Origin of the sequence: Dokdonia ponticola, from assembly GCF_042653865.1 — a bacterium.
GTDB lineage: Bacteria > Bacteroidota > Bacteroidia > Flavobacteriales > Flavobacteriaceae > Dokdonia > Dokdonia ponticola.
This window is the reverse complement of record NZ_JBHSFV010000017.1, coordinates 55630-75956: the sequence shown is the minus strand read 5'-3', so window position 1 is coordinate 75956 and position 20327 is coordinate 55630. Positions and strand designations below refer to the sequence as shown.

Here is a 20327-nt window from a genome sequence, read left to right as displayed (position 1 = left end):
ATAATCTGGATTTCCACCCGTGATCTCGATGTCTTTTGAGGTTAAATCAAAAATACCAAAATCAGCATCATCACTACATTCTATAAAATCAGAAACATCTGTATTTAATACTGGATTAGGAAGTACCCTGAGTTGTACATGAATTCCTAGACCCACACAATCGTTGGCCGTATCACCATCTACACGAACATAAATTCCTTGAAGACCATTAACATCAGTAAAGGCTAAATTATTAGCATAATTTGAGATATCTGTAATCGCATTTACCTCTGTTAATGCTTCTTGTAATGTTTCATAATACGTCACCGTGAGTAATTGTCCGGGAGGGAACAAAGCCAAGATCTGAGGGGTGGCCGTGGTAAAATCAAAAATAGCAACTCCATCACTGTCGGTGTCACATTCAGAAAAATCAACAGAAAAATTAGCAGGGATTTGAGAAGTATCTACCTCTAATAATAACTGTGCAGGACGTGAACATCCGTTTACGGTGGTGACAAGAACATCTAGCGTTTCATTATTTACAGTGCTATTGGTATAGGCAATAGGGTCAGTAATAGGATTGCCGAGAGAATCAAAATATTGGAATGTTTCGTTAGCAGCATCGGAAGAGATCAATGACTCTGCTTCGGTTAGGTTGAAAACTGAAAACCCATCGGTATCATCATCACACTGAGTTAATAGCGGAGCAGGATCGATAATCACTGGCAAAGGCGCTACTTCCAAAACAATGGGAATGGCAGTAAAACAATCAGCAAAGGCATCATTCTCTAGTCGTGCAAAAATCGTTTGTCCTCCTACATCCGTATTTTCAAAATTAAGAGGAAGTGGGTTTTGGTCTAAAAGCGCATCATTCGCATCTATGTGGTATGTTAATGTAAAAAGCGTTGGATCTTGCGCTCCAAATATAGTCCCGTTGAGAGAAGCTAAATTAAAGAAAGTAAACCCATTAGTATCACTACCATCAGTTGCATTATCACAGACAATAAATGGCCCTGGGTCAATAGGCGCAGGACGATCAACGACATCCAAATCAAATTGAACCGTCGCAAAACAATCTGTAAGACCGTCGTTTTCAACTCTTACAAAGATCGTATCATCTGCTGAGTTATAAGGATTGGTTCCAGTAATGGCTGCTGTATTTGTATCAGCATCTGCTTGAGACAGGTGAAAAGTAACAGAAAACATCATTGGATCAGCTCCATTAAGGATGGTTGGCTCTAAAATTTCTAAATTAAAATCTTCAACACCATCGTTGGATGCATCATCACAGATTTGCTGTGTTGGAGGAGCTACTGGAACAGGTATTTCAAAAAAGGTTACTATAATATCATCTGTTCCCATATCTCCATCAAACGTGGTAATGGTTACTTCATAGACACCCGATTGAGTAACATCAATCATAGGCATACCATCTGTACCTGGAATTGGAACAGGACCTGTACCGTCATCAAATGTCCACGTATAATTTGCCGCTGTAGGATCTGTTGCATCTAATGTGACCACTGTACCTTCACAGACATCAATATCTGGCCCTAATGCTGGATCTACAATAGAACAATCTGTTGCGCCAGTGTCATTATCTGCCTGATCTATAAAAATTTCTCCTTGCTGTTGCGCAAAATTTGTAATTAAAAACACATATATTTCTCCAACTTGTGCATTAGGGATATTCGCAGTTTCAACAGCAGCTCCAGAAAAGCTACAATCTACCGTATTGGCTGCTGTAAGATTACCACATACATTGGTATCACTAAATGGCCCCCAAAGTGTAAAATCAACATCAAGTGGGGTACCATTTAAAGTACCATCATCTGCAATATCTGTGTTTTGAAAAATCGTAAAGTTTAAATCTCCTGCTGTTTCAATCTGCAAGAAATACCATGTTGGAAAGGGAGTAGAACCTAAACAGGTATAGTCAGGACCTGTCTCTCCAGATGAGGCACAGTCTGGATTCGGATTTCCATTAAAACAGTTATCAAAAGGCTGATTAAGCTCTGCTGTACAAAAAGGAACTGCATCTGCGCAGGTTGGACCTCCTAAATTTTGTCCATAACTAGTAAAACCAAGAATAAAACAAATTAAAATAAGGGCTTTGCGTAGGATTTTCATCATAAATAGGTTTGTGTGGGCGAAAAATAGGGATTTTTTGTCAAAATTCTGTTAAAATATCACCGCTTTGTACTCCCTAACGTTTAAAAAAGAGAATTGGTATACATCCTTTAAAATACTTAAAGCAAATGGAGACACAATTAAAGAAGCGCTTTATGTAATTGAACGCACTCTACGGCTTCTTTTACATCATGCACCCTTAAAATGTTAGCACCATTCCTTAAAGCAATCATATTCAACGCTGTAGTGCCATTTAAAGCTGTAGTCGCAGTACCATTTAGGGTTTTATAAATCATTGATTTACGAGATAACCCTGCGAGTATAGGCACGTCCAAGTGTTTAAAAAAATCAAGTTCTCTAAGCAGCGTGTAATTTTGTACTATCGTCTTTGCAAATCCAAAACCTGGATCCATAATAAGATCATTAATCTTATGAGTTCTAGCAAGCGCTAATCGTTCACTAAAATAAAAACAAATCTCTTTTAACAGATCTTCATACGTAGTCAAATGCTTCATGGTTTGTGGTGTCCCCTTCATATGCATCATCAAATAAGGAACTTGCAACTCCCCCACTACTTTCATCATGTCCTTATCCAATTGCCCTGCACTTATATCATTGACCATACATGCACCAGCCTGTATCGCTTTTTGAGCAACCGCTGACCTAAACGTATCTACAGAAATGAGGATTTCAGGAAATTGTTTTACGATCTCTTCAATAATAGGAATCAAACGACGCTCTTCTTCTTGTGTTGAAATATCTGTAGCGTCAGGACGAGAGCTATACGCCCCCATATCTATAAATGTAGCCCCTTCTTCTAACATCATCCCCACTTGCGAAACCACAGCTGCTAGCTCTTTATATTTCCCACCATCATAAAAAGAATCTGGTGTGAGATTGACAATCCCCATCACTTTGGGTGTTGACAAATCAATAAGGGTTCCTTTACAATTTATATACATATATCGCACACAATACGTACTTTTACTAAAAGCTACCACAAGATAAAAAGTACTGGTTTTAAACAAACTTACAACCCCATTTTTTATATTACGAATTTTAAGCGAAATTTACGCAAATTCTAGATCCGTTTATGAGTACGACTTCCACACAATACGACAACGTCATTACAAAATGTCGAAACCTTTACATCAATAAAATGAAAGATTACGGAAGTGCGTGGCGAATCTTACGACTTCCGTCTCTTACCGATCAAATATTTATTAAAGCACAACGCATCCGTGGATTACAGCAAAACGAGGTTCAAAAAGTAGATGAAGGACAAGTCTCTGAGTTTATTGGTATTATCAATTATTCGGTAATGGCATTGATACAATTAGAATTAGGCGTTGTGGAGCAACCTGACCTCAACCTAGAAGAAGCGATCAAAGCCTATGACCAAAAAGTAGCCCTTACAAAATCCCTCATGGAAGACAAAAACCATGACTATGGAGAAGCGTGGAGAGATATGAGGGTGAGTTCGCTTACAGACCTTATTCTTCAAAAACTATTACGGGTCAAACAAATAGAAGACAATAAAGGGAAGACCTTAGTTTCAGAAGGAATTGATGCCAACTATCAAGACATGATCAATTATGCCGTATTTGCATTGATCCATTTAGAAGCATAAAAATAATAGTAAGCAATAGTTCGCTTTCGCGAAAGCGTATAACAACAGACTAAAAAATGAAAACACTTGTACACATTGCACGCTTTTTAGTTGGCGCCCTCTTTATTTTTAGTGGATTTATAAAACTGAATGATCCGCTTGGTTTTTCATACAAACTTCAGGAATATTTTGCCCCTGAGGTATTAAACCTAGAATTCTTGTCTCCCTATGCGTTACTGATTTCTATCATCTTAGTGATTGTAGAAGTATTATTAGGAATCGCCTTACTTATTGGATATCGTAAAAAAGTGACACTATGGTTGCTGTTGGCTATGATTTTGTTTTTTACATTTCTCACCTTTTACTCGGCTTACTTCAACAAAGTCACTGACTGTGGTTGTTTTGGTGATGCTATTCCATTAGTTCCTTGGGAATCATTTATAAAAGACCTCATACTTTTAGTACTCATTTTATTCTTGTTTGCATTTCAAAAACACATCCAACCTATTGTTAAAAATACTATTGTGCAAAACAGTGTCATGTTTCTATCTTTTACTGCTTGCATGTGTTTTGGGTATTATGTCTTGATGCATTTACCATGGCTCGACTTTAGAGCGTATAAAGTGGGATCTAATATTGCCGAGAACATGAAAATTCCAGAAGGAGCTCCCGAAGCTATTTTTGAGTATCACTGGAAATTTAATGTAAATGGAGAAGAGAAAGTCATTACAACTTCTGGCGGATACCCTCAAGTAGAAGGCGAATATATAAGTTATGAAACAGAACAAATACAAGAAGGATATATCCCGCCTGTGCATGATTTTACCATAGAAAAAGGAGACGATAATTTTACCACGACATTTATGGAAAAAGAAAACCTTATTATTATTGTAGCCTACAACATTGACAAAACAGAGCGAGAAGGATATACTAACATAAAAAAAATCGCCGAAGAAGCTATTCGTAAGGGATATACCGTAATTGGTCTTACCTCCTCAAGTCCTTCGGTGCACGAAAAGTTTGTAAGAGATTATAAATTACCTTTTGAGTTTTATTACACAGATGAGACTACGTTAAAAACCATTGTACGTGCTAGTCCTGGGATCGTGAGTTTAGATAAGGGAACAATTCTTCAAAAATTACATTACAATGATGCAGATGATCTTATTTTAAACACATTACCTAGCGCACAACCTTATTTGGATTTTAGTTTGAAATTTCAATTAGACAGTATTGCCGTATTAGATCAGAAGTATCGTAAACTGATGCAAGTACCCGAAGGCCCCGACCGAAAAGCCTTAGGTGAATCTATGGGACTTGGGGTTGAAGATTACTCAGGAAATTTATGGGAACGCCAGATAGCACTAGACACCAGTAATCTGAGAAAAATAGAATCTATTTTAAATACAAGAGGGTATCCTGGTAAAACTTTGGTAGGTACGCCCACCAACACGGCTGCTTGGTATGTGATCCAACATTCTAATAAAATCCCAGAATATCTTGATTTGATGAAAAAAGCAGGAAAAGCTGGTGAACTTCCTTTTAGACTCGTCGCCATGATGGAAGATAGATACCTGATGGGAGAAGGAAAACCTCAAATTTATGGCACTCAAGGAATGACCTATAACAATGGGACTCCTTTTATATGGCCCATAGAAAATCCTGAAGAAGTGAATAAACGTAGAAAAGAGGCTGGTTTTGATACGACCATTGAAGCGTACGCGAAAGATCTATTTGGAGAAGATTTTAAATTTAAAAACCTCAGCCTAGAAGAAGCCGAAGCCTTACGAATTGCATCTATTCAACAAACTCCATGATTTCATACATCATAAAAAAGATAGGGTATGCTATAGGAACACTTATTGGAGTAGTGACCGTGATCTTTTTCTTGTTTAATGTATTACCTGGTGATCCTGCCCGTATGATGCTCGATCAAAATGAAGATCCAGAACAGTTAGCAATTGTACGAGCCAAATATGGTTTTGATCAACCCATTTTTAAGCAATACCTATATTACCTCAACGACCTCTCTCCTATTTCTTTTCACGCAAGTGAACCCAACAATTACACCTACTTAACCCCTGGAAAGTACCATGCTACTGCTTTAGTCACTATCGCCAAAACAACAGTTGCCATAAAATCTCCGTATTTAAGAGAGAGTTTTCAAAAAACAGGAAAACGGGTTACAGATGTGATTGGCGAAACCTTACCCAATACCTTTGTGCTCGCTGTAAGTGCGATTACTATTGCTATTATTTTAGGAATCTTTTTCGGGATTATCTCTGCACAAATGCGAGATACTTGGGTGGACAAAACCATCCAAATTATAAGTACGTTAGGCATGAGCGTTCCGAGTTTTTTTAGTGCTATTCTTTTTGCATGGCTCTTTGGATTTGTATTACATGAGTACACAAACTTGAACATGACCGGAAGCCTGTATGCCATGGATGATTTTGGAGAAAACATCACTATCCAATGGAAAAACCTGATCCTCCCGGCGCTTGTTTTAGGAATACGACCGCTCGCTGTCGTCATCCAATTAATGCGTAACTCCTTACTAGAAGTATACAATCAAGAGTACATACGCACCGCTAAAGCAAAAGGCTTACCCCCCTATCAAATCATCAAAAAACATGCGTTGAAAAATGCACTCAACCCCGTAGTAACAGCTGTATCAGGTTGGTTTGCGTCTATGCTAGCAGGAGCGGTGTTTGTAGAGTACATTTTTGGGTGGAACGGATTAGGTAAAGAAATTGTAGATGCACTTAATACCTTAGATCTCCCGATCATTATGGGTGCGGTACTTGTGATTGCTACATTATTTGTAGTGATCAACATCTTTGTAGATCTTATCTATGGATGGTTAGACCCAAAAATACGTTTGTCATAATCTCTTAATCTAGCGAGTACCATTGCATTTTATGCAATGAGAAAAGCAAAAGCGCTTTTTTATTCACATATCAATAAAGGGATGTTTGTCTGATTGAAACATTCACAATTATAATTCATATTACAACGTTCTTATGGCATTTTATAGGTAAGGTATCAATCTTATTGATATTTTTGTGATTCATTAAAAAAAAATCTATGTCTAGAAAACACATTGTCGCAGGAAACTGGAAAATGAATAAAACCCTTCCTGAAACGCAAGCTTTATTGGCTTCTTTGAAAGATAAAAAAAACACAGGAGATGCGCACGTAATCGTAGCGCCTACAGCCATCAACCTTCAAGCCTCAGTCACCATGCTACAAGATAGCCCTATCCAAGTAGCTGCACAAAACATGCACCAAGCAGAAAGCGGTGCGTACACAGGTGAGATTTCGGCGGGTATGATTCAAAGCATCGGTATTGATACTGTGATTTTAGGACATAGTGAGCGCAGAGCCTACTTTCACGAAAGTGATGAACTTCTCGCTCAAAAAGTAAATACCGCACTTGCTCATGGAATGACGGTTATTTTTTGCTTTGGAGAAGAGCTAGAAGATCGCAAAAATGGAAAGCATTTTGAGGTCGTAGAAAGCCAACTGAAAAATGCTATTTTTCATCTTACTGCTGCACAGTGGTCGAATGTCGTTCTTGCCTATGAGCCTGTATGGGCAATAGGAACTGGAGAAACAGCTTCACCTGAGCAAGCACAAGAAATGCATGCCTTTATACGTAAAACGGTAAGCGCTTCTTATGATGAAGCCACCGCAGACCAAGTATCTATTTTATATGGCGGTTCTGTAAAACCAGGCAATGCCAAAGAAATCTTCTCAAAACCTGATGTAGACGGTGGTCTTATTGGAGGTGCCGCACTTAACGCAGATGACTTTTTTGCTATCGTAAACGCTTTCTAAAAAAGAGCATTTTGAATTAGATAGAAGAAAGAAATTTAAGTATTAATCAAAGGGTAAAATATCAAATCTAGATCCCGCTGAAAAAGCGGGATTAGTTCAACTTACACTATTGAGCATGTCTTGCAGACTTCTCAAAATGGAGTTTCTCTAACAACTTTCATAGTATTTTTATACCTTAGTTGTATAACAACATACTATGAAAGTTCTTTATTTATTCCTTTTCCTATTCGCCACTACGGCTCTTTCCTGCCAAGCGCAGCAAGTGACGACTACAAATGTTGATGGTTCTGTCACCCTTCTTAAAAATCAAGATATTACCAGCAATGTTTTCATTGCTCCAAACGGTAATGTAGGAATTGGCAAAAAAAATCCAACAGACAAGCTGGAAGTCAATGGACAGATTCATGCAAGATCTGTAAAAATAGATCTTAAAAAATGGGCCGATTATGTCTTTGTAGAGGGGTATGATTTGGTACGCTTACGCGAAATAGAAAACTACATCAACACCCATGGACATTTACCAGAGGTTCCGTCGACAGCCGAGGTTTTAGAAAATGGAATCGATGTAGGACAGATAAACACCCTCCTTCTCAAAAAAATAGAAGAACTCACCTTACATCTTATTGAAAAAGACCACCAGGTTGAAAAATTGCAAGAGCAATACCATGCGCTTCAGTTGCAACTCGCACAGATTCAAGAATCATTAAAAGGATAGTCTGTTGAAAAGATATATATACTATCTCCTTTTTTACTTTTTAGGATGTACCGCTTTATGGGCACAAGAAGACCGTTTTTATATTCGATCTGTAGATGAAATAGACATTCCTGTTACCACTAAAGATTCTATAGTCTCCTACACAGGAAATCATCAAAAATTGGCATCCCTTTTTGAAAAACACCATGTTAAAGTATTTAGAAAAGGGTTTAAATATGCTGACCGTGATAAATTAAAACGCACCTATTTTGTGATTGCAGACACTCCTAACTTCCAAAAATCCTTATTGGAAGAGGTGTCTGACATTTTTGAATTTGGCGAAAGCCTACTCCCAGAAACCCTTAAAATATATGAGCCTAACGATTATGGAATTACAAGTACCCTAGGAGAAAACAAAGGATTACAAGTAAACTTAGATTATCTCGATTTTTTAGGAGTTCCAGAAGCTTGGTATTATACCCAAGGAAGTAAAGAGGTGATTATTGGCATTTCAGATGGATGGGTTGATCCAGAAGATCCTGACTTTAAAGGTCGGGTGACTATGTTTAAAAAAAGCTCGTATTCAAAAGGACACGGCATAAGTGTTGCGACTACCGCTGCCGCTCGTGGCAACAACGGGTATGGTGTTGTAGGGGTGTGCCCTGAATGTAGTATTTATACAACTACCTACGGAGATTTTAAATACTTGAACCAATTACTAGAATTATCAAGAGCGGGTGCCAAAGTAATTAATTGTAGTTGGGGTAGTACACGCTACTATGAAACTGCCCAAGAAGCCATAAATGAAATGAGAGATAATGGAACTGTTATTGTCTCGGTACCTCATAATGCCTCCTTTAAGGTCACTCAAGGAAAAATACCTCGCTATCCAGGAGCCTATGAACATGTGATTTCGGTAAGTAGCGTGCAACATAGATTTGACGAACCTTCACAAACCATGCACATCAATAATAAAGGGAACCCCTATGCGATTGGCTTAAAAAACTATGTAGGACGTGCTGTGGGATTTAAAGGAAATGATATTAAGGGCGAACAGTATATCTTTCAAGCTTCTACAAATAATTTAGATCCTTATGTAGATATTCTTGCGCCTGGAACTTTTATTTTTAGGTATGGAGCTTTTAAAGAAACGGGAGATATTTTATACAATAGTGTCGAAAAAACCTCTCCTGCTGCGCCTCTTGTTACGGGAACTATAGGACTGATGTTTTCTATAAACCCATGTCTTTCTGTAGATGAGATCAATAGCATGATTAAATTAAGTGCGACCAATATAGATGCTATAAAAGCGAATACCCCTTTTAAAGGAATGTATGGGGCAGGTAGTTTGCATACAGGTCGTGCTGTTAAAATGAGTTATGACATGCTACAACCTGAAGCATATACACTCATCGAAAACCAACATTTTAGTCGGTGGAAATTTAGATTGGAGGCCCCTTATAAACTAAAAATCAGAAACCAAAAATTCACAGATAATGCAGCTGTCAATTTTACTGCAAAAAATGAAATTCTAATTGAAAATGAAACTGTATTTTTGCCTAACGAAAATGGTGAGATCTTATTAAAAATTGATCCAGAAGCTTCGTATAACTGCAAAGACATTAAAGAATGACACCCATATATTTAGGCTATACGTTTACCGTAGAACCAGTTGCCCCTGCCACCGAAATTTTGATCGCTGAGCTAGGCTATGCTGGTTTTGAAAGTTTTACAGAAACAGAAACAGGGGTGATCGCATACATCCAAAAAGAAGAGGCTTTTCCAAATAATACGCCTATAGATTTTGGCAGTCTGCTCAATGATATTCAGATTTTACAATCTGACGAGTTTGAAATCTCCTACACCGCTGAAGAAATTGAGCAAGTGAACTGGAATGAGGAATGGGAGAAAAACTTTGATCCGATTGAAGTAGACGGGCGTTGCGCGGTAAGAGCTCCTTTTCATAAAAAAACAGCTGTTGAATATGATATTGTGATTGAGCCTAAAATGTCATTTGGAACAGGACATCACGAGACCACACATATGATGATCAAGCATCTCCTTAAACTAGATGTTACTGGTAAGAAAACATTGGATATGGGCTGTGGCACGGGAGTCCTAGCCATTCTTGCAGAGATGAAAGGCGCATACCCCATAGATGCGATTGATATTGATAATTGGTGCTACCTGAACTCTCTAGAAAATGTAGAGCGAAATAACTGTAAACATATAACAGTTCTTGAGAGCGATGCTTCAGTACTTGCAGATAAAAAATACGATCTGATTATCGCTAATATTAATAGAAATATTTTACTACAGGATATCCCAATCTATGCCAACTGTCTTCCTGTTGATGGCATTTTATTATTAAGCGGTTTTTATACAGAAGACATCTCACTAATTACTGAAAAATGCAATGAAAATGGGCTTTACTTCGTTGGTAATTATGAGCGTAATAATTGGGTTGCTTGTAAGTTTGAAAAACGAGTGTCCTAAATTTTATGTTATAATTTGCTACCATTTTTAAGTAGTAATCGATAAATTTTGTAAATTTCTATTTAAAATGTACACTCCTATGAGTACAAAAGAAAAATATCAAGAAGACCTAGACGTTCTCACGGAAGAACAAAAGCAACACGAGATTGTGCTTTACAATGATGAAGTAAACACATTTGACCATGTTATTAATTGCCTGATAGGCGCCTGTGACCATACAGAAGAACAAGCGCATCAATGTTCGTTAATCGTGCATTATAACGGAAAATGCACCGTGAAAACAGGTGATTATGATGACCTTAAACCTAGATGTTCTAAACTTTTACAAGCAGGTTTAAGTGCAGAAATTGTATAATCTATACCCTTTCTACAAATAGGTAAAGATAACTTCAATTTTAATTCAAAAACTATTGCGCTCCCGTAGCGCTTTTGTTATTTTTGCATAGCAAAATAAAGCACCATATAAAAAGGTATTATGAATCTACACGAGTATCAAGGAAAAGAAATGTTAGCAAGTTTTGGCGTACGTATCCAGAGAGGTATCGTTGCCACGACTCCTGCAGAGGCTGTTGCAGCTGCAAAAAAACTTACTGAAGACACTGGAACTGGCTGGCACGTCATAAAAGCACAAGTTCACGCCGGTGGTCGTGGTAAAGGTGGAGGTGTAAAACTCGCCAAAAACCTTGAGCAAGTAGAAGAAATCGCAGGTCAAATCATAGGGATGAACCTTGTGACACCACAAACAAGTGCAGAAGGTAAAAAAGTACACCAAGTGCTTATAGCAGAAGATGTATACTACCCTGGAGATAACGAGCCAGAAGAATACTATATGTCTGTTCTTCTAAACAGAGCTACAGGTCGTAATATGATTATGTACTCTACAGAAGGAGGTATGGATATAGAAACGGTTGCTGAAGAAACACCACATCTTATCTTTACAGAAGAAATAAATCCTTCTACAGGACTTTTACCATTCCAAGCACGTAAGATCGCTTTTAATCTTGGATTGAGCGGGACTGCGTTTAAAGAAATGACAAAATTTGTCGCTTCTTTGTACAAAGCGTATGTAGAGACTGACAGCTCATTATTTGAGATTAACCCAGTACTTAAAACAAGTGATGATAAAATCATGGCAGTAGATTCTAAAGTAACTTTAGATGAAAATGCATTATACCGTCATAAAGACTTAGCGGCGTTACGTGATGAGCGTGAAGAAAATGCCGTAGAGGTAGAAGCAAAAGCTGTAGGACTCAACTATGTTGACCTAGACGGTAACGTAGGCTGTATGGTAAATGGAGCTGGACTTGCTATGGCAACAATGGATCTTATCAAACAAGCAGGTGGTGAGCCAGCAAACTTCCTAGATGTTGGAGGTACTGCAGATGCAGAACGCGTAGAAATTGCTTTTAAACTTATCCTTAAGGATCCTAATGTAAAAGCCATCCTTGTGAATATATTTGGAGGGATTGTACGTTGTGATCGTGTAGCACAGGGAATTATAGATGCCTATAAAAATATGGGAGATATAACTGTTCCAATTATTGTGCGTTTACAAGGAACAAATGCAGATATTGCAAAAGAATTAATAGATAACAGCGGTCTTGATGTACAAAGTGCTATCGAGTTTCAAGAAGCTGCAGATAAAGTTCAGGCGGTTTTAGCATAAACCCTGATACTTATAGAACAAAAGCTCTTTTAGCGTTATACGTTAAAAGAGCTTTTTTATTTTTTATTTTTAATCCTCTTACCTCCTACTACTTACTCCTCTTTTCATTCTTTTTTTATATGCTTTCGCGAAAGCGAACCCTTAAACAGCACCAATCGTTAACCAACGTTAATGATCGTTAAACATAGGTTAAAGACAGCTTGATCTTGTAACAATGCTTGACAAAGGGTCGTCTATTAAGCAAATCAATCTTTAATCTTTAAAAACGAATAGTATGAAAAATCTAAAAATGTACGTAGTCGCCATTTTAATTGCAGTAGGAACAACCGTGTCTGCAAACACCACAACTCCAGAAAAAGGGAGTGAGACAAAAGGCGCTGTCACCACTCAAATTGCTGAGCTTCTTAAAAATCCAGAAATGGTGATTAAAAAAGATATTGAAGCTACAGTAACTTTTACAGTAAATGACAAAAAGGAACTTGTGGTTATTAATGTAGAAAGTGAAAATGAGAATGTAGACGCATTCATCAAAAGTAGACTTAACTACAAGAAATTAAGCACTACAAAAACGGGAGAAGAATGGGTAGTACCTGTACGTATTGTCCCATCTGCCTAATCAACATTTGAGACGTATCACAAACCGAGTCATGATTTATGATTCGGTTTTTTTATGGTAAAATCTATGTATAATTTTCACTTATCTTTTTGAATTCCTCTATTGCTTTTTTCATTATGCTTAGTATCTTTAGTGTCCTTATGAAGCACTTATTTAAAAATTACTTTTTCTTAGCTTTCTTTTGTATCTCGTTACACACGGCTCAAGCTCAAAATAGCACCGTCCAGCTTTCAAGCGATGCTCAAATAAGCCTCATTACCATAGGCTCTGGACCAGAATTATATGATTCTTTTGGTCATACAGCCATACGGGTAAAAGATCCCAGACGAAACATAGATTGGGTATTTAATTACGGCAGGTTTAACTTCAATACGCCTAACTTCTATCTAAAGTTTGCAAGAGGCAAACTTTTATACACCCTTTGGGTTTCACCCTTCGATGATTTTATCGAAGATTATAAATACCAACGTAGATGGGTAAAAGAGCAGATTCTCTCCTTAGATACTCAAGAGAAAAAACGATACTTTGATTTTTTAAAAAATAATGCCAAAGAAGAAAATAGAGAGTATCGCTATGATTTCTTTTTTGATAATTGTGCGACACGCCCTGTAGATGCCCTGACCGAAGTTATGAATGGGCAATTAAACATAAATTATAGTAGCTTCCCTGAGGGTTTTACACATAGAGATCTTATTCGTAATAACGTACATTGGAATACATGGGGCATGGTAGGTATGGATGTAGCCATAGGCTCTGTCACAGACAGGCTTGCTACAAAAAAAGAATATGCTTTTTTACCTGATTATACGATGGAGGCTTTTGCAAATTCAATGATCGTAAATGAGAATACCAAAAAACCATTAGTCTCTAAAACAGAAAGTCTCTATATACCAAAGAAAGAAAATACGTATAAGGAATTATTTATCGTAAGCCCTATCATAATTATAGGTCTTTTGTCATTCTTATTACTTTATAAGACGTATAAAGATCGTAAAAATGACCGTCCGCTAGGCTTTGTAGATTCCTTAATTTTATTTTGTACAGGATGTATCGGAATACTTTTGGCTTTTTTATGGTTTGGCACAGAACATGGCACAACAAAATGGAACTATAACTTATTGTGGGCTTTCCCTTTCCATATTATTGCGAGTTTTGTGATTAAAAAAGCTACGCCCCCTCAATGGATCTATCCGTACATGAAGCTTTCAGTTATTATGCTAGCTTTATTAGGGTTTCATTGGATAGTGGGTGTTCAACAATTTGCATATGCACTTATTCCATTATTTATAGCACTAGCCGTTAGATATATGTATATGCTTAAAGTGATAAAACAAACTAGAATTACCGGTTAAAAGCTACTGCCCTCTATAAAAAAGAACCGTACTAATGGTTTTAAGCACAATACTTAAATCCATAAATAAGTTACGATGTTTTATATAGTACAAATCGTACTGTAGTTTTTCCAACGCATCATCTGTAGAGCTACCGTAACTTCCCATCACTTGTGCCCAACCTGTTAATCCTGGTTTTACAACATGTCGTGTTTCATAAAATGGAATTTGCTCTGAGAGCTCTCTTACAAAAACGGGACGTTCAGGTCTAGGACCTATCACACTCATCTCACCAAAAAGCACATTAAAAAACTGCGGAATTTCATCTAGCCTTGAACGCCTTAGGAATTTACCAAAACGAGTAATGCGCGTATCATTCTTTTGCGCCCATACAGCACCATCTTTTTCAGCATCTGTAATCATCGTACGCAGTTTTATAATTTTAAAGGCAAATCCGTTACGCCCTATACGCGTTTGGGTGTAAAAAATAGGACCTCTATTTCCTAGTAGATTACCGATCAAAATTAATGGGAAAATCGCTAAAAAGAATGTAATTCCTAAGATCGCCGTGAAAATATCAAATAATCTATGAAATAGCTTATAAAATTTATTTTGGTTACTTCTACTAAAAGGAAAATAGCGATAAAAATCTTTATCTACGTGTTGTACAGGAATACGCTGTGTAATTTCTTCATATACCTGCATATATTCTCGTATCGGGAAGCCTGATTCTAATAAATTAATAAGCTGTAGATACAAAGGCTTAGAAACCCCATCACTATAATCACTAGCGACGACAATTTCTGAAATCCCATTTCTAGATACTGTAAGTGTTAAGTTTTCAATAGGATACTCCAAAACTGATTCTGAAACATCTCCTATTATCTTGGAACTGTCGGTATTTATATAGCCCGCAATTTTATAATTAGGGTCGGCGCCTTCAAGATTATTAATGATCGTTTTTATATCAAATGAATCTCCAACAATCAACACTTTTTTATAAAAACGAGGCGAAGATATCAGTGAGATATACAACCATCTCCATGCTAATATCCCGAAGGTCATTGCTAAGAAAAAATAGATAATTTGAAGTCTATTTTCAGGAAGTACGGGTGTATAAAAAGGGGTTAATATATAAAACAGCACGGTTACAGAAACCGTAAGAAGGGTATTTTTAAGAATGGTTTGAAACTTGGAAGCCTGTTGTAAATTATACAATTCAAAAACAGTCCCAAAAACACTTAAATATCCTGCAAGAACAATAATCCAAACCCAGTTTTCTTGGCTTATTTTGAAATAATCAAAATCAAAAAAACTACCCACAAGCTGCAGGCATGTGAGCACAAATAATATATCCAATATACGTAAAAGGACTTTTCGTTCAGAAATTTCAAAATGAATATCTGGTAGTAGTGCCATAGGGGAGTTAGTTGCTGTAAATATATTACATTTTTAATCAAGCACATCCTTCCAAAGAATTTTGACTTGATCCCAATCAAAACTTTCGGCTTTTTCCCTTCCGTTTTTACTCAGTTTATTTACTAAAGAAGGTGTTTCCAGCAGATCAGCTATCCTATTTGCAAAAGGAATAACCTCCTTTGTAGGTGTTAATAGCCCATCAACAGTATCATCAATTAGAAAAGGGATTCCACCTACATTTGTAGAAACGACTGGTAAGCCTAATGCCATTCCTTCAATTACACTAATAGGTGTGTTATCAAAATCTGTGGTATTGATAAACACATCGTGCTCTTTACCTAGAGCTACCCATTCCATCTTTGATAATTTTCCAGTAAATGTTACAGGGAGTGTGTGCGCTTTCGCGAAAGCGATACAGCTATCAAAACTGTCATCTTTTTTAGGACCAACCATTGTAAGAGTAGCTTCAGGATATTTTTTCTGTAATTCTTGTAATACCTGAAGCGCCATCAAAGGATTATAAATACTCGCAAAAGAACGTACCCAAAGAAGATTGGGTTTAATTGTAGTGCGTTCTATAAATGGATATTGAGTAAGATCTATGGTGTTAGGGATATGGCGTATATTCTTAAATCCTTGCTTTTGAAACGCATTCAAGAGATATGTAGACGGAGCGATATTTAAGTATGCTTTACCAAAAAGTTTTCTGGCACTTGAAGTGCTTTTTTTAATGCGTTCTGGCAAATTACCTCCGTGAAGAATTGGAATGTAAGATATACTATAAAAACGGCAGAGTTTTGCCACCCACACGGCATACCAATAATTTGTAGTACTATAGGTATCTATAAGAACCATATCCACTTGTTTCTTGTATAGAATTACAGCACGCAGCATATCCCATAAACGCCCTATTTTATTTTTTATACGAGAGACCACCTGTACGTCATAGCCTTCATCTCTTAGTGAAGCACTAAGGGTATCTATGGTTGTTACAGTAACGTTCTTATGCGTTAATGCGTTTCCTATGTACAGGATTCTTTTTCTTTTCATTGACCACATTTAAAAGACATAAAGCGTATATAAAACCTGGAGCAGCAATTCGCATAGAAGAGTGGTTAATTGTCAAAAACCAGAATGCAAAGACAGAGTAAAACAAATAATTCCCTCTATGTTTAAACCGAAATAATAATGGGTATATCAATAATATTAATAACGCAAAAATACCAGCAATTCCATGTTCTGAGAGCAATCTACTCATCTCATTATGAGATGCTGCCGAAATCCCTGTTTGCTCTTTCCTATATTCTTTAATTTTACCAACTCCTACCCCTGCTACTGGGTGTGCATAAAACGCTTCTAATTCTGAATTAATTAAAACACTTCTTCCTGTAGAAACATCTTCTTTAATTCTTCCTGCAGCATCTTTATTAGCATATCGTTTATCGATGAGTCCTCCTGTACGTGTTGAACTTAAAACCCAAGTAACGCTTGCTATAATTACAATAACAAAACTAATAATAGTAAGCCTACTTTTTGTTTTGGTACTCACCCCTCTAAAGTAAATAAATATAAACACAGCACTTATAATAATTGCCGTAATAACCCCTCCTCTAGAAAAAGTAACAATAGCTCTGTAGCCTAATAAAGACAGTAGCCCTAAGTTTAACAAATTGATAGTTACGCTTTTTGTTTGAGTAACTATCTGAACAATGACGAAAAAAATACCTAGCCCTAATGCTGTTGACACTTGATTAGGTCCAAATCCTCCGGAGGTAGCAAAATTAGAACCTGTCCCAGAAATCACTTCTCTTGTATCTGGTGTATAGAAGTATAAATACACTCCCATAGCTACAATAGGCATGAGAATAGACCAACATAAATCTTGCAATTGTTTATAGGTTATCTTACGATCTATACAATACAATGCAGTGATTCCTAAACAAAACGGACCACTCAAATTAAAAATTACTGCTTTTCTAAAATCAGTGTCATAATCTAACGTAATTGAAGATATCACTATGGCAGGAATTAGGAACAGCAAGTACAACCAATAGGGGCCTGACTTTCGGGATGTTCCACTTAAAAAAAGACCGAGCAATATAAAAAATATAACACCGTATTTTCCAGCTTCATACGCAAAGGATGCACCCGTCATTCTAAAGAATACTTCTCCTCCTGTAATATACCCCGCAGCAAGCAACGCCATATTATTTTTATTCCCTTTTTTTAAAATAAGGTATAGAAACAATCCGCATGAACCTAAAAAGTAAAATTTAGCAAATGGCCTATACGTAAATACTATCAGCCCCAAAAGGGCATGAAGTAGTAATAAACTAGTGTATATTTTTTGCCTCCTACTCAATGGTATCTTTATATAAATCTATAATACTATTAATGACCTGAGATTCGCTAAAATTCTCTTCTATATGTTTTTTAAAGCGTACGCTATCCTGTTTGGCTTTCTTTGCATTGACACAATACACCTGTAATGCTTTTGACATAGCATCTGTATCTCCATAGGAGACAAAGGTACCATAATCTTGTACTACCTCTGGGCAATATCCTACATTAGTGACAACCACGGCAAGTTTTGCTTTTCCGTATTCTAACAATGCCATAGGAAGTCCTTCTGATGATGAGGCTAGTACACCAATATCACATTGTTCTACTATAGACTCAGGAACGGATAACAAACCATAAATAAACACATTAGTATGCAAATCATTGTTAGTTATGAACCGTTTTATTTTATCGCTATAAACATCTTTAAAATCTCTTCCTATCAAATGTAATGTTGCTTCAGGCACTTCTCTTTGAAGAATCAAAAAGCTTTCCATCAAAAAATGATGCCCTTTGGGGTTTTTTAAATTTGCAAGGCAAACAATGCGTTTTCCTTTTTCTCCACTTACTTCAGGCAATTTGCCTTTGTACTGTTGTTCGAAATTAACAAAATTAGGCAAATACACTACTTTCTTACATTTCAGCTTTGTATTTGCCCAATACACAAGTTCCTTATTAACATTGATAATCACATCAAAATAACTAGAACAATAGCGTAACACCTTCAATTTAATCCCTGCTAGTGCAGTACTAGCGCCTAAATGATTATGCCATATTACTACTACGGAAGGACGTCTCATTTTTATGAGTGTGGCTAAAAAATAGGAAGAGCCATGTGCGTGAATACAATCAATTTTTTCATTTAAAACATACGCGTATAATCGCTTGAATGCCCCGTAATCTAACGTACGCGTTCTTTTCAAGAATAGATACTTTACTTCTGGCTGCATGGTCGTTAATAGCGCTCCTTCTGCGCGTGTAGTACACAGATAAGAACCTGCAATATGTTTAGAAAGTAGGTTTGCATACTCTACAGCAACGCGTTCCGCCCCGCCAGGTTCTAAGCTATCTATTAACTGTAGGACTTTCATAATAATTTCTTGATTGCTTCTTCAAAATCGTCTAATGTGTACTGATGTGACCATTGTTGTCCTAATCTAGCCATTTTTTCAAGATTGGATGTATCTTTTACCGCTTTCGCGAAAGCGGAAACATCTTTTTCAACATCCAGCGTCAAGAGAATACCTCGTTTACCGTGGTCTAACATCCAGGGTACGCATGAAATAGGAGTCACTAAAGGAATTACTCCCCAAAACATGGCTTCAGCAACAACCTTTGGCCACCCCTCTGACTTAGAGGGTAATATCATAAAATGTGTGTTTTTATAAGCTTTTTCAATAGTTCCAGCATCTTGATTCCCATGTAAGATGACATTATCTTGCAATTGATGTGTTTTAATATATAATTCTAGCCCTTCCCTTTCCTGACCATCTCCATAAAAATCTAATGTTACCTGCATCCCTTTTTCTTTACATTTTTGCATCCATTGTAAAGCATAGAGCGGTCTTTTTCCAATGGATAGGCTCCCTACAAAAATCACTTTTAATGGGGTTGTGTACGCTTTGGTATTCAGCTCAGGTATCTTACTTTTAGGATACGTTGCTGTGAAGAAAGGGGTTATATTGTTACTTTGATTTTCCCATTTGCCATACACAAGTACTTGCGTATTCTTTGTGAGTATCGTATTACTAACTATATATTTTTGAAGGCGGTAACTCCAAGGTTGTATCGCTTTTGGATCCCAATTTCCCGCATATTTAACTGTTTTCTTTTTTGCAGGAAAAAACACTTGTGCAATAACACCTATTAACCCTATGTTTCCTGGGCATCGCAGATGGATATGATCTGCTCTGCGCATAGCAGGTAGTAGTTTAAAAAAAATAATAGGTATTCTAAAAATACTTAGTAGTATCTCTTTGTAAGAGGTAAGTGACGTTTCTGGAATTTCTGTAAATCTCACCTGATTCTTATAGGGTAAATCAATAGGAGTTATAGGATCATCTACTTTATGGCCTACTACCTCAATATTTTTAACGTGTGAATTCCAGATATTCATTTCCTTAACATAAGGGCCATACCCATAGCAAGTATCCTCTTTCATTTTATGTCTTACGTGTGTAATAATAAGGAAGTTCATCTAGCTGTAT

Annotated in this window: 17 protein-coding genes and 1 pseudogene; 11 read left to right on the top strand and 7 right to left on the bottom strand. The window is 36.9% G+C overall.

Annotated features, from left to right (window positions below):
- Both ACFO3O_RS20585 and folP read right to left on the bottom strand, forming a co-directional pair.
- Positions 1–2112, bottom strand: a pseudogene (locus ACFO3O_RS20585) (T9SS type B sorting domain-containing protein); the annotation flags it as partial.
- A gap of 137 nt (positions 2113–2249) precedes the next feature.
- Positions 2250–3071 (bottom strand): dihydropteroate synthase, encoded by an 822-nt coding sequence (gene folP, locus ACFO3O_RS20580; protein WP_379982396.1) that lies wholly within the window; start codon positions 3069–3071, stop codon positions 2250–2252.
- Positions 3072–3202: 131 nt separating this feature from the next.
- Here folP and ACFO3O_RS20575 point away from each other — a divergent pair, with 131 nt between their 5' ends.
- From ACFO3O_RS20575 to ACFO3O_RS20525, 11 genes are all read left to right on the top strand, one after another.
- Positions 3203–3739, top strand: coding sequence for a DUF1599 domain-containing protein (locus ACFO3O_RS20575; RefSeq protein WP_379982394.1), 537 nt, complete (start codon positions 3203–3205; stop codon positions 3737–3739).
- 56 nt (positions 3740–3795) lie between these two features.
- Entirely contained in the window at positions 3796–5535 is a 1740-nt protein-coding gene (locus tag ACFO3O_RS20570) for a BT_3928 family protein (RefSeq protein WP_379982392.1), read from the top strand.
- A complete protein-coding gene (locus tag ACFO3O_RS20565) occupies positions 5532–6608 on the top strand; it encodes an ABC transporter permease (protein ID WP_379982390.1) in 1077 nt (358 codons plus the stop codon). Before ACFO3O_RS20570 ends, ACFO3O_RS20565 begins: the two co-directional genes overlap by 4 nt.
- A 197-nt stretch (positions 6609–6805) precedes the next feature.
- A complete protein-coding gene (gene tpiA / locus ACFO3O_RS20560; protein ID WP_379982388.1) occupies positions 6806–7558 on the top strand; it encodes a triose-phosphate isomerase in 753 nt (250 codons plus the stop codon).
- Positions 7559–7754: 196 nt separating this feature from the next.
- A complete protein-coding gene (locus ACFO3O_RS20555; RefSeq protein WP_379982386.1) occupies positions 7755–8273 on the top strand; it encodes a hypothetical protein in 519 nt (172 codons plus the stop codon).
- A gap of 4 nt (positions 8274–8277) precedes the next feature.
- Complete coding sequence (locus ACFO3O_RS20550; RefSeq protein WP_379982384.1) at positions 8278–9885, top strand: S8 family peptidase; 1608 nt, start codon at positions 8278–8280, stop codon at positions 9883–9885.
- Complete coding sequence (prmA, locus tag ACFO3O_RS20545) at positions 9882–10748, top strand: 50S ribosomal protein L11 methyltransferase (RefSeq protein ID WP_379982382.1); 867 nt, start codon at positions 9882–9884, stop codon at positions 10746–10748. Before ACFO3O_RS20550 ends, prmA begins: the two co-directional genes overlap by 4 nt.
- Before the next feature lie 79 nt (positions 10749–10827).
- Positions 10828–11103 (top strand): ATP-dependent Clp protease adaptor ClpS, encoded by a 276-nt coding sequence (locus tag ACFO3O_RS20540; protein WP_379982380.1) that lies wholly within the window; start codon positions 10828–10830, stop codon positions 11101–11103.
- Positions 11104–11223: 120 nt separating this feature from the next.
- Positions 11224–12414 (top strand): ADP-forming succinate--CoA ligase subunit beta, encoded by a 1191-nt coding sequence (sucC, locus tag ACFO3O_RS20535; protein ID WP_379982378.1) that lies wholly within the window; start codon positions 11224–11226, stop codon positions 12412–12414.
- A 274-nt stretch (positions 12415–12688) separates the two neighbouring features.
- Positions 12689–13030 carry a hypothetical protein gene (locus ACFO3O_RS20530; protein WP_379982376.1) on the top strand — a complete coding sequence of 114 codons (342 nt, stop codon included), beginning with the start codon at positions 12689–12691 and terminating at the stop codon, positions 13028–13030.
- 140 nt (positions 13031–13170) lie between these two features.
- Complete coding sequence (locus ACFO3O_RS20525; RefSeq protein ID WP_379982374.1) at positions 13171–14382, top strand: lipoprotein N-acyltransferase Lnb domain-containing protein; 1212 nt, start codon at positions 13171–13173, stop codon at positions 14380–14382.
- Positions 14383–14385: 3 nt separating this feature from the next.
- Here ACFO3O_RS20525 and ACFO3O_RS20520 read toward each other — a convergent pair whose 3' ends face one another.
- The 5 genes from ACFO3O_RS20520 to ACFO3O_RS20500 form a co-directional block, all read right to left on the bottom strand.
- Positions 14386–15780, bottom strand: a complete 1395-nt coding sequence (locus tag ACFO3O_RS20520; protein WP_379982372.1) for a sugar transferase — start codon at positions 15778–15780, stop codon at positions 14386–14388.
- 33 nt (positions 15781–15813) lie between these two features.
- Complete coding sequence (locus ACFO3O_RS20515) at positions 15814–16830, bottom strand: glycosyltransferase family 4 protein (RefSeq protein ID WP_379982370.1); 1017 nt, start codon at positions 16828–16830, stop codon at positions 15814–15816.
- Positions 16784–17986: an O-antigen ligase family protein gene (locus ACFO3O_RS20510; RefSeq protein ID WP_379982368.1), complete on the bottom strand. Its 1203-nt coding sequence runs from the start codon at positions 17984–17986 to the stop codon at positions 16784–16786. Before ACFO3O_RS20510 ends, ACFO3O_RS20515 begins: the two co-directional genes overlap by 47 nt.
- A 148-nt stretch (positions 17987–18134) precedes the next feature.
- The gene (locus ACFO3O_RS20505) at positions 18135–19211 is read right to left on the bottom strand and encodes a glycosyltransferase family 4 protein (RefSeq protein WP_379982366.1); all 1077 of its coding nucleotides are present in this window, start codon (positions 19209–19211) and stop codon (positions 18135–18137) included.
- Complete coding sequence (locus tag ACFO3O_RS20500; protein ID WP_379982364.1) at positions 19208–20281, bottom strand: glycosyltransferase; 1074 nt, start codon at positions 20279–20281, stop codon at positions 19208–19210. The genes ACFO3O_RS20505 and ACFO3O_RS20500 overlap by 4 nt, the downstream gene beginning before the upstream one ends.
- Positions 20282–20327 lie beyond the last annotated feature (46 nt).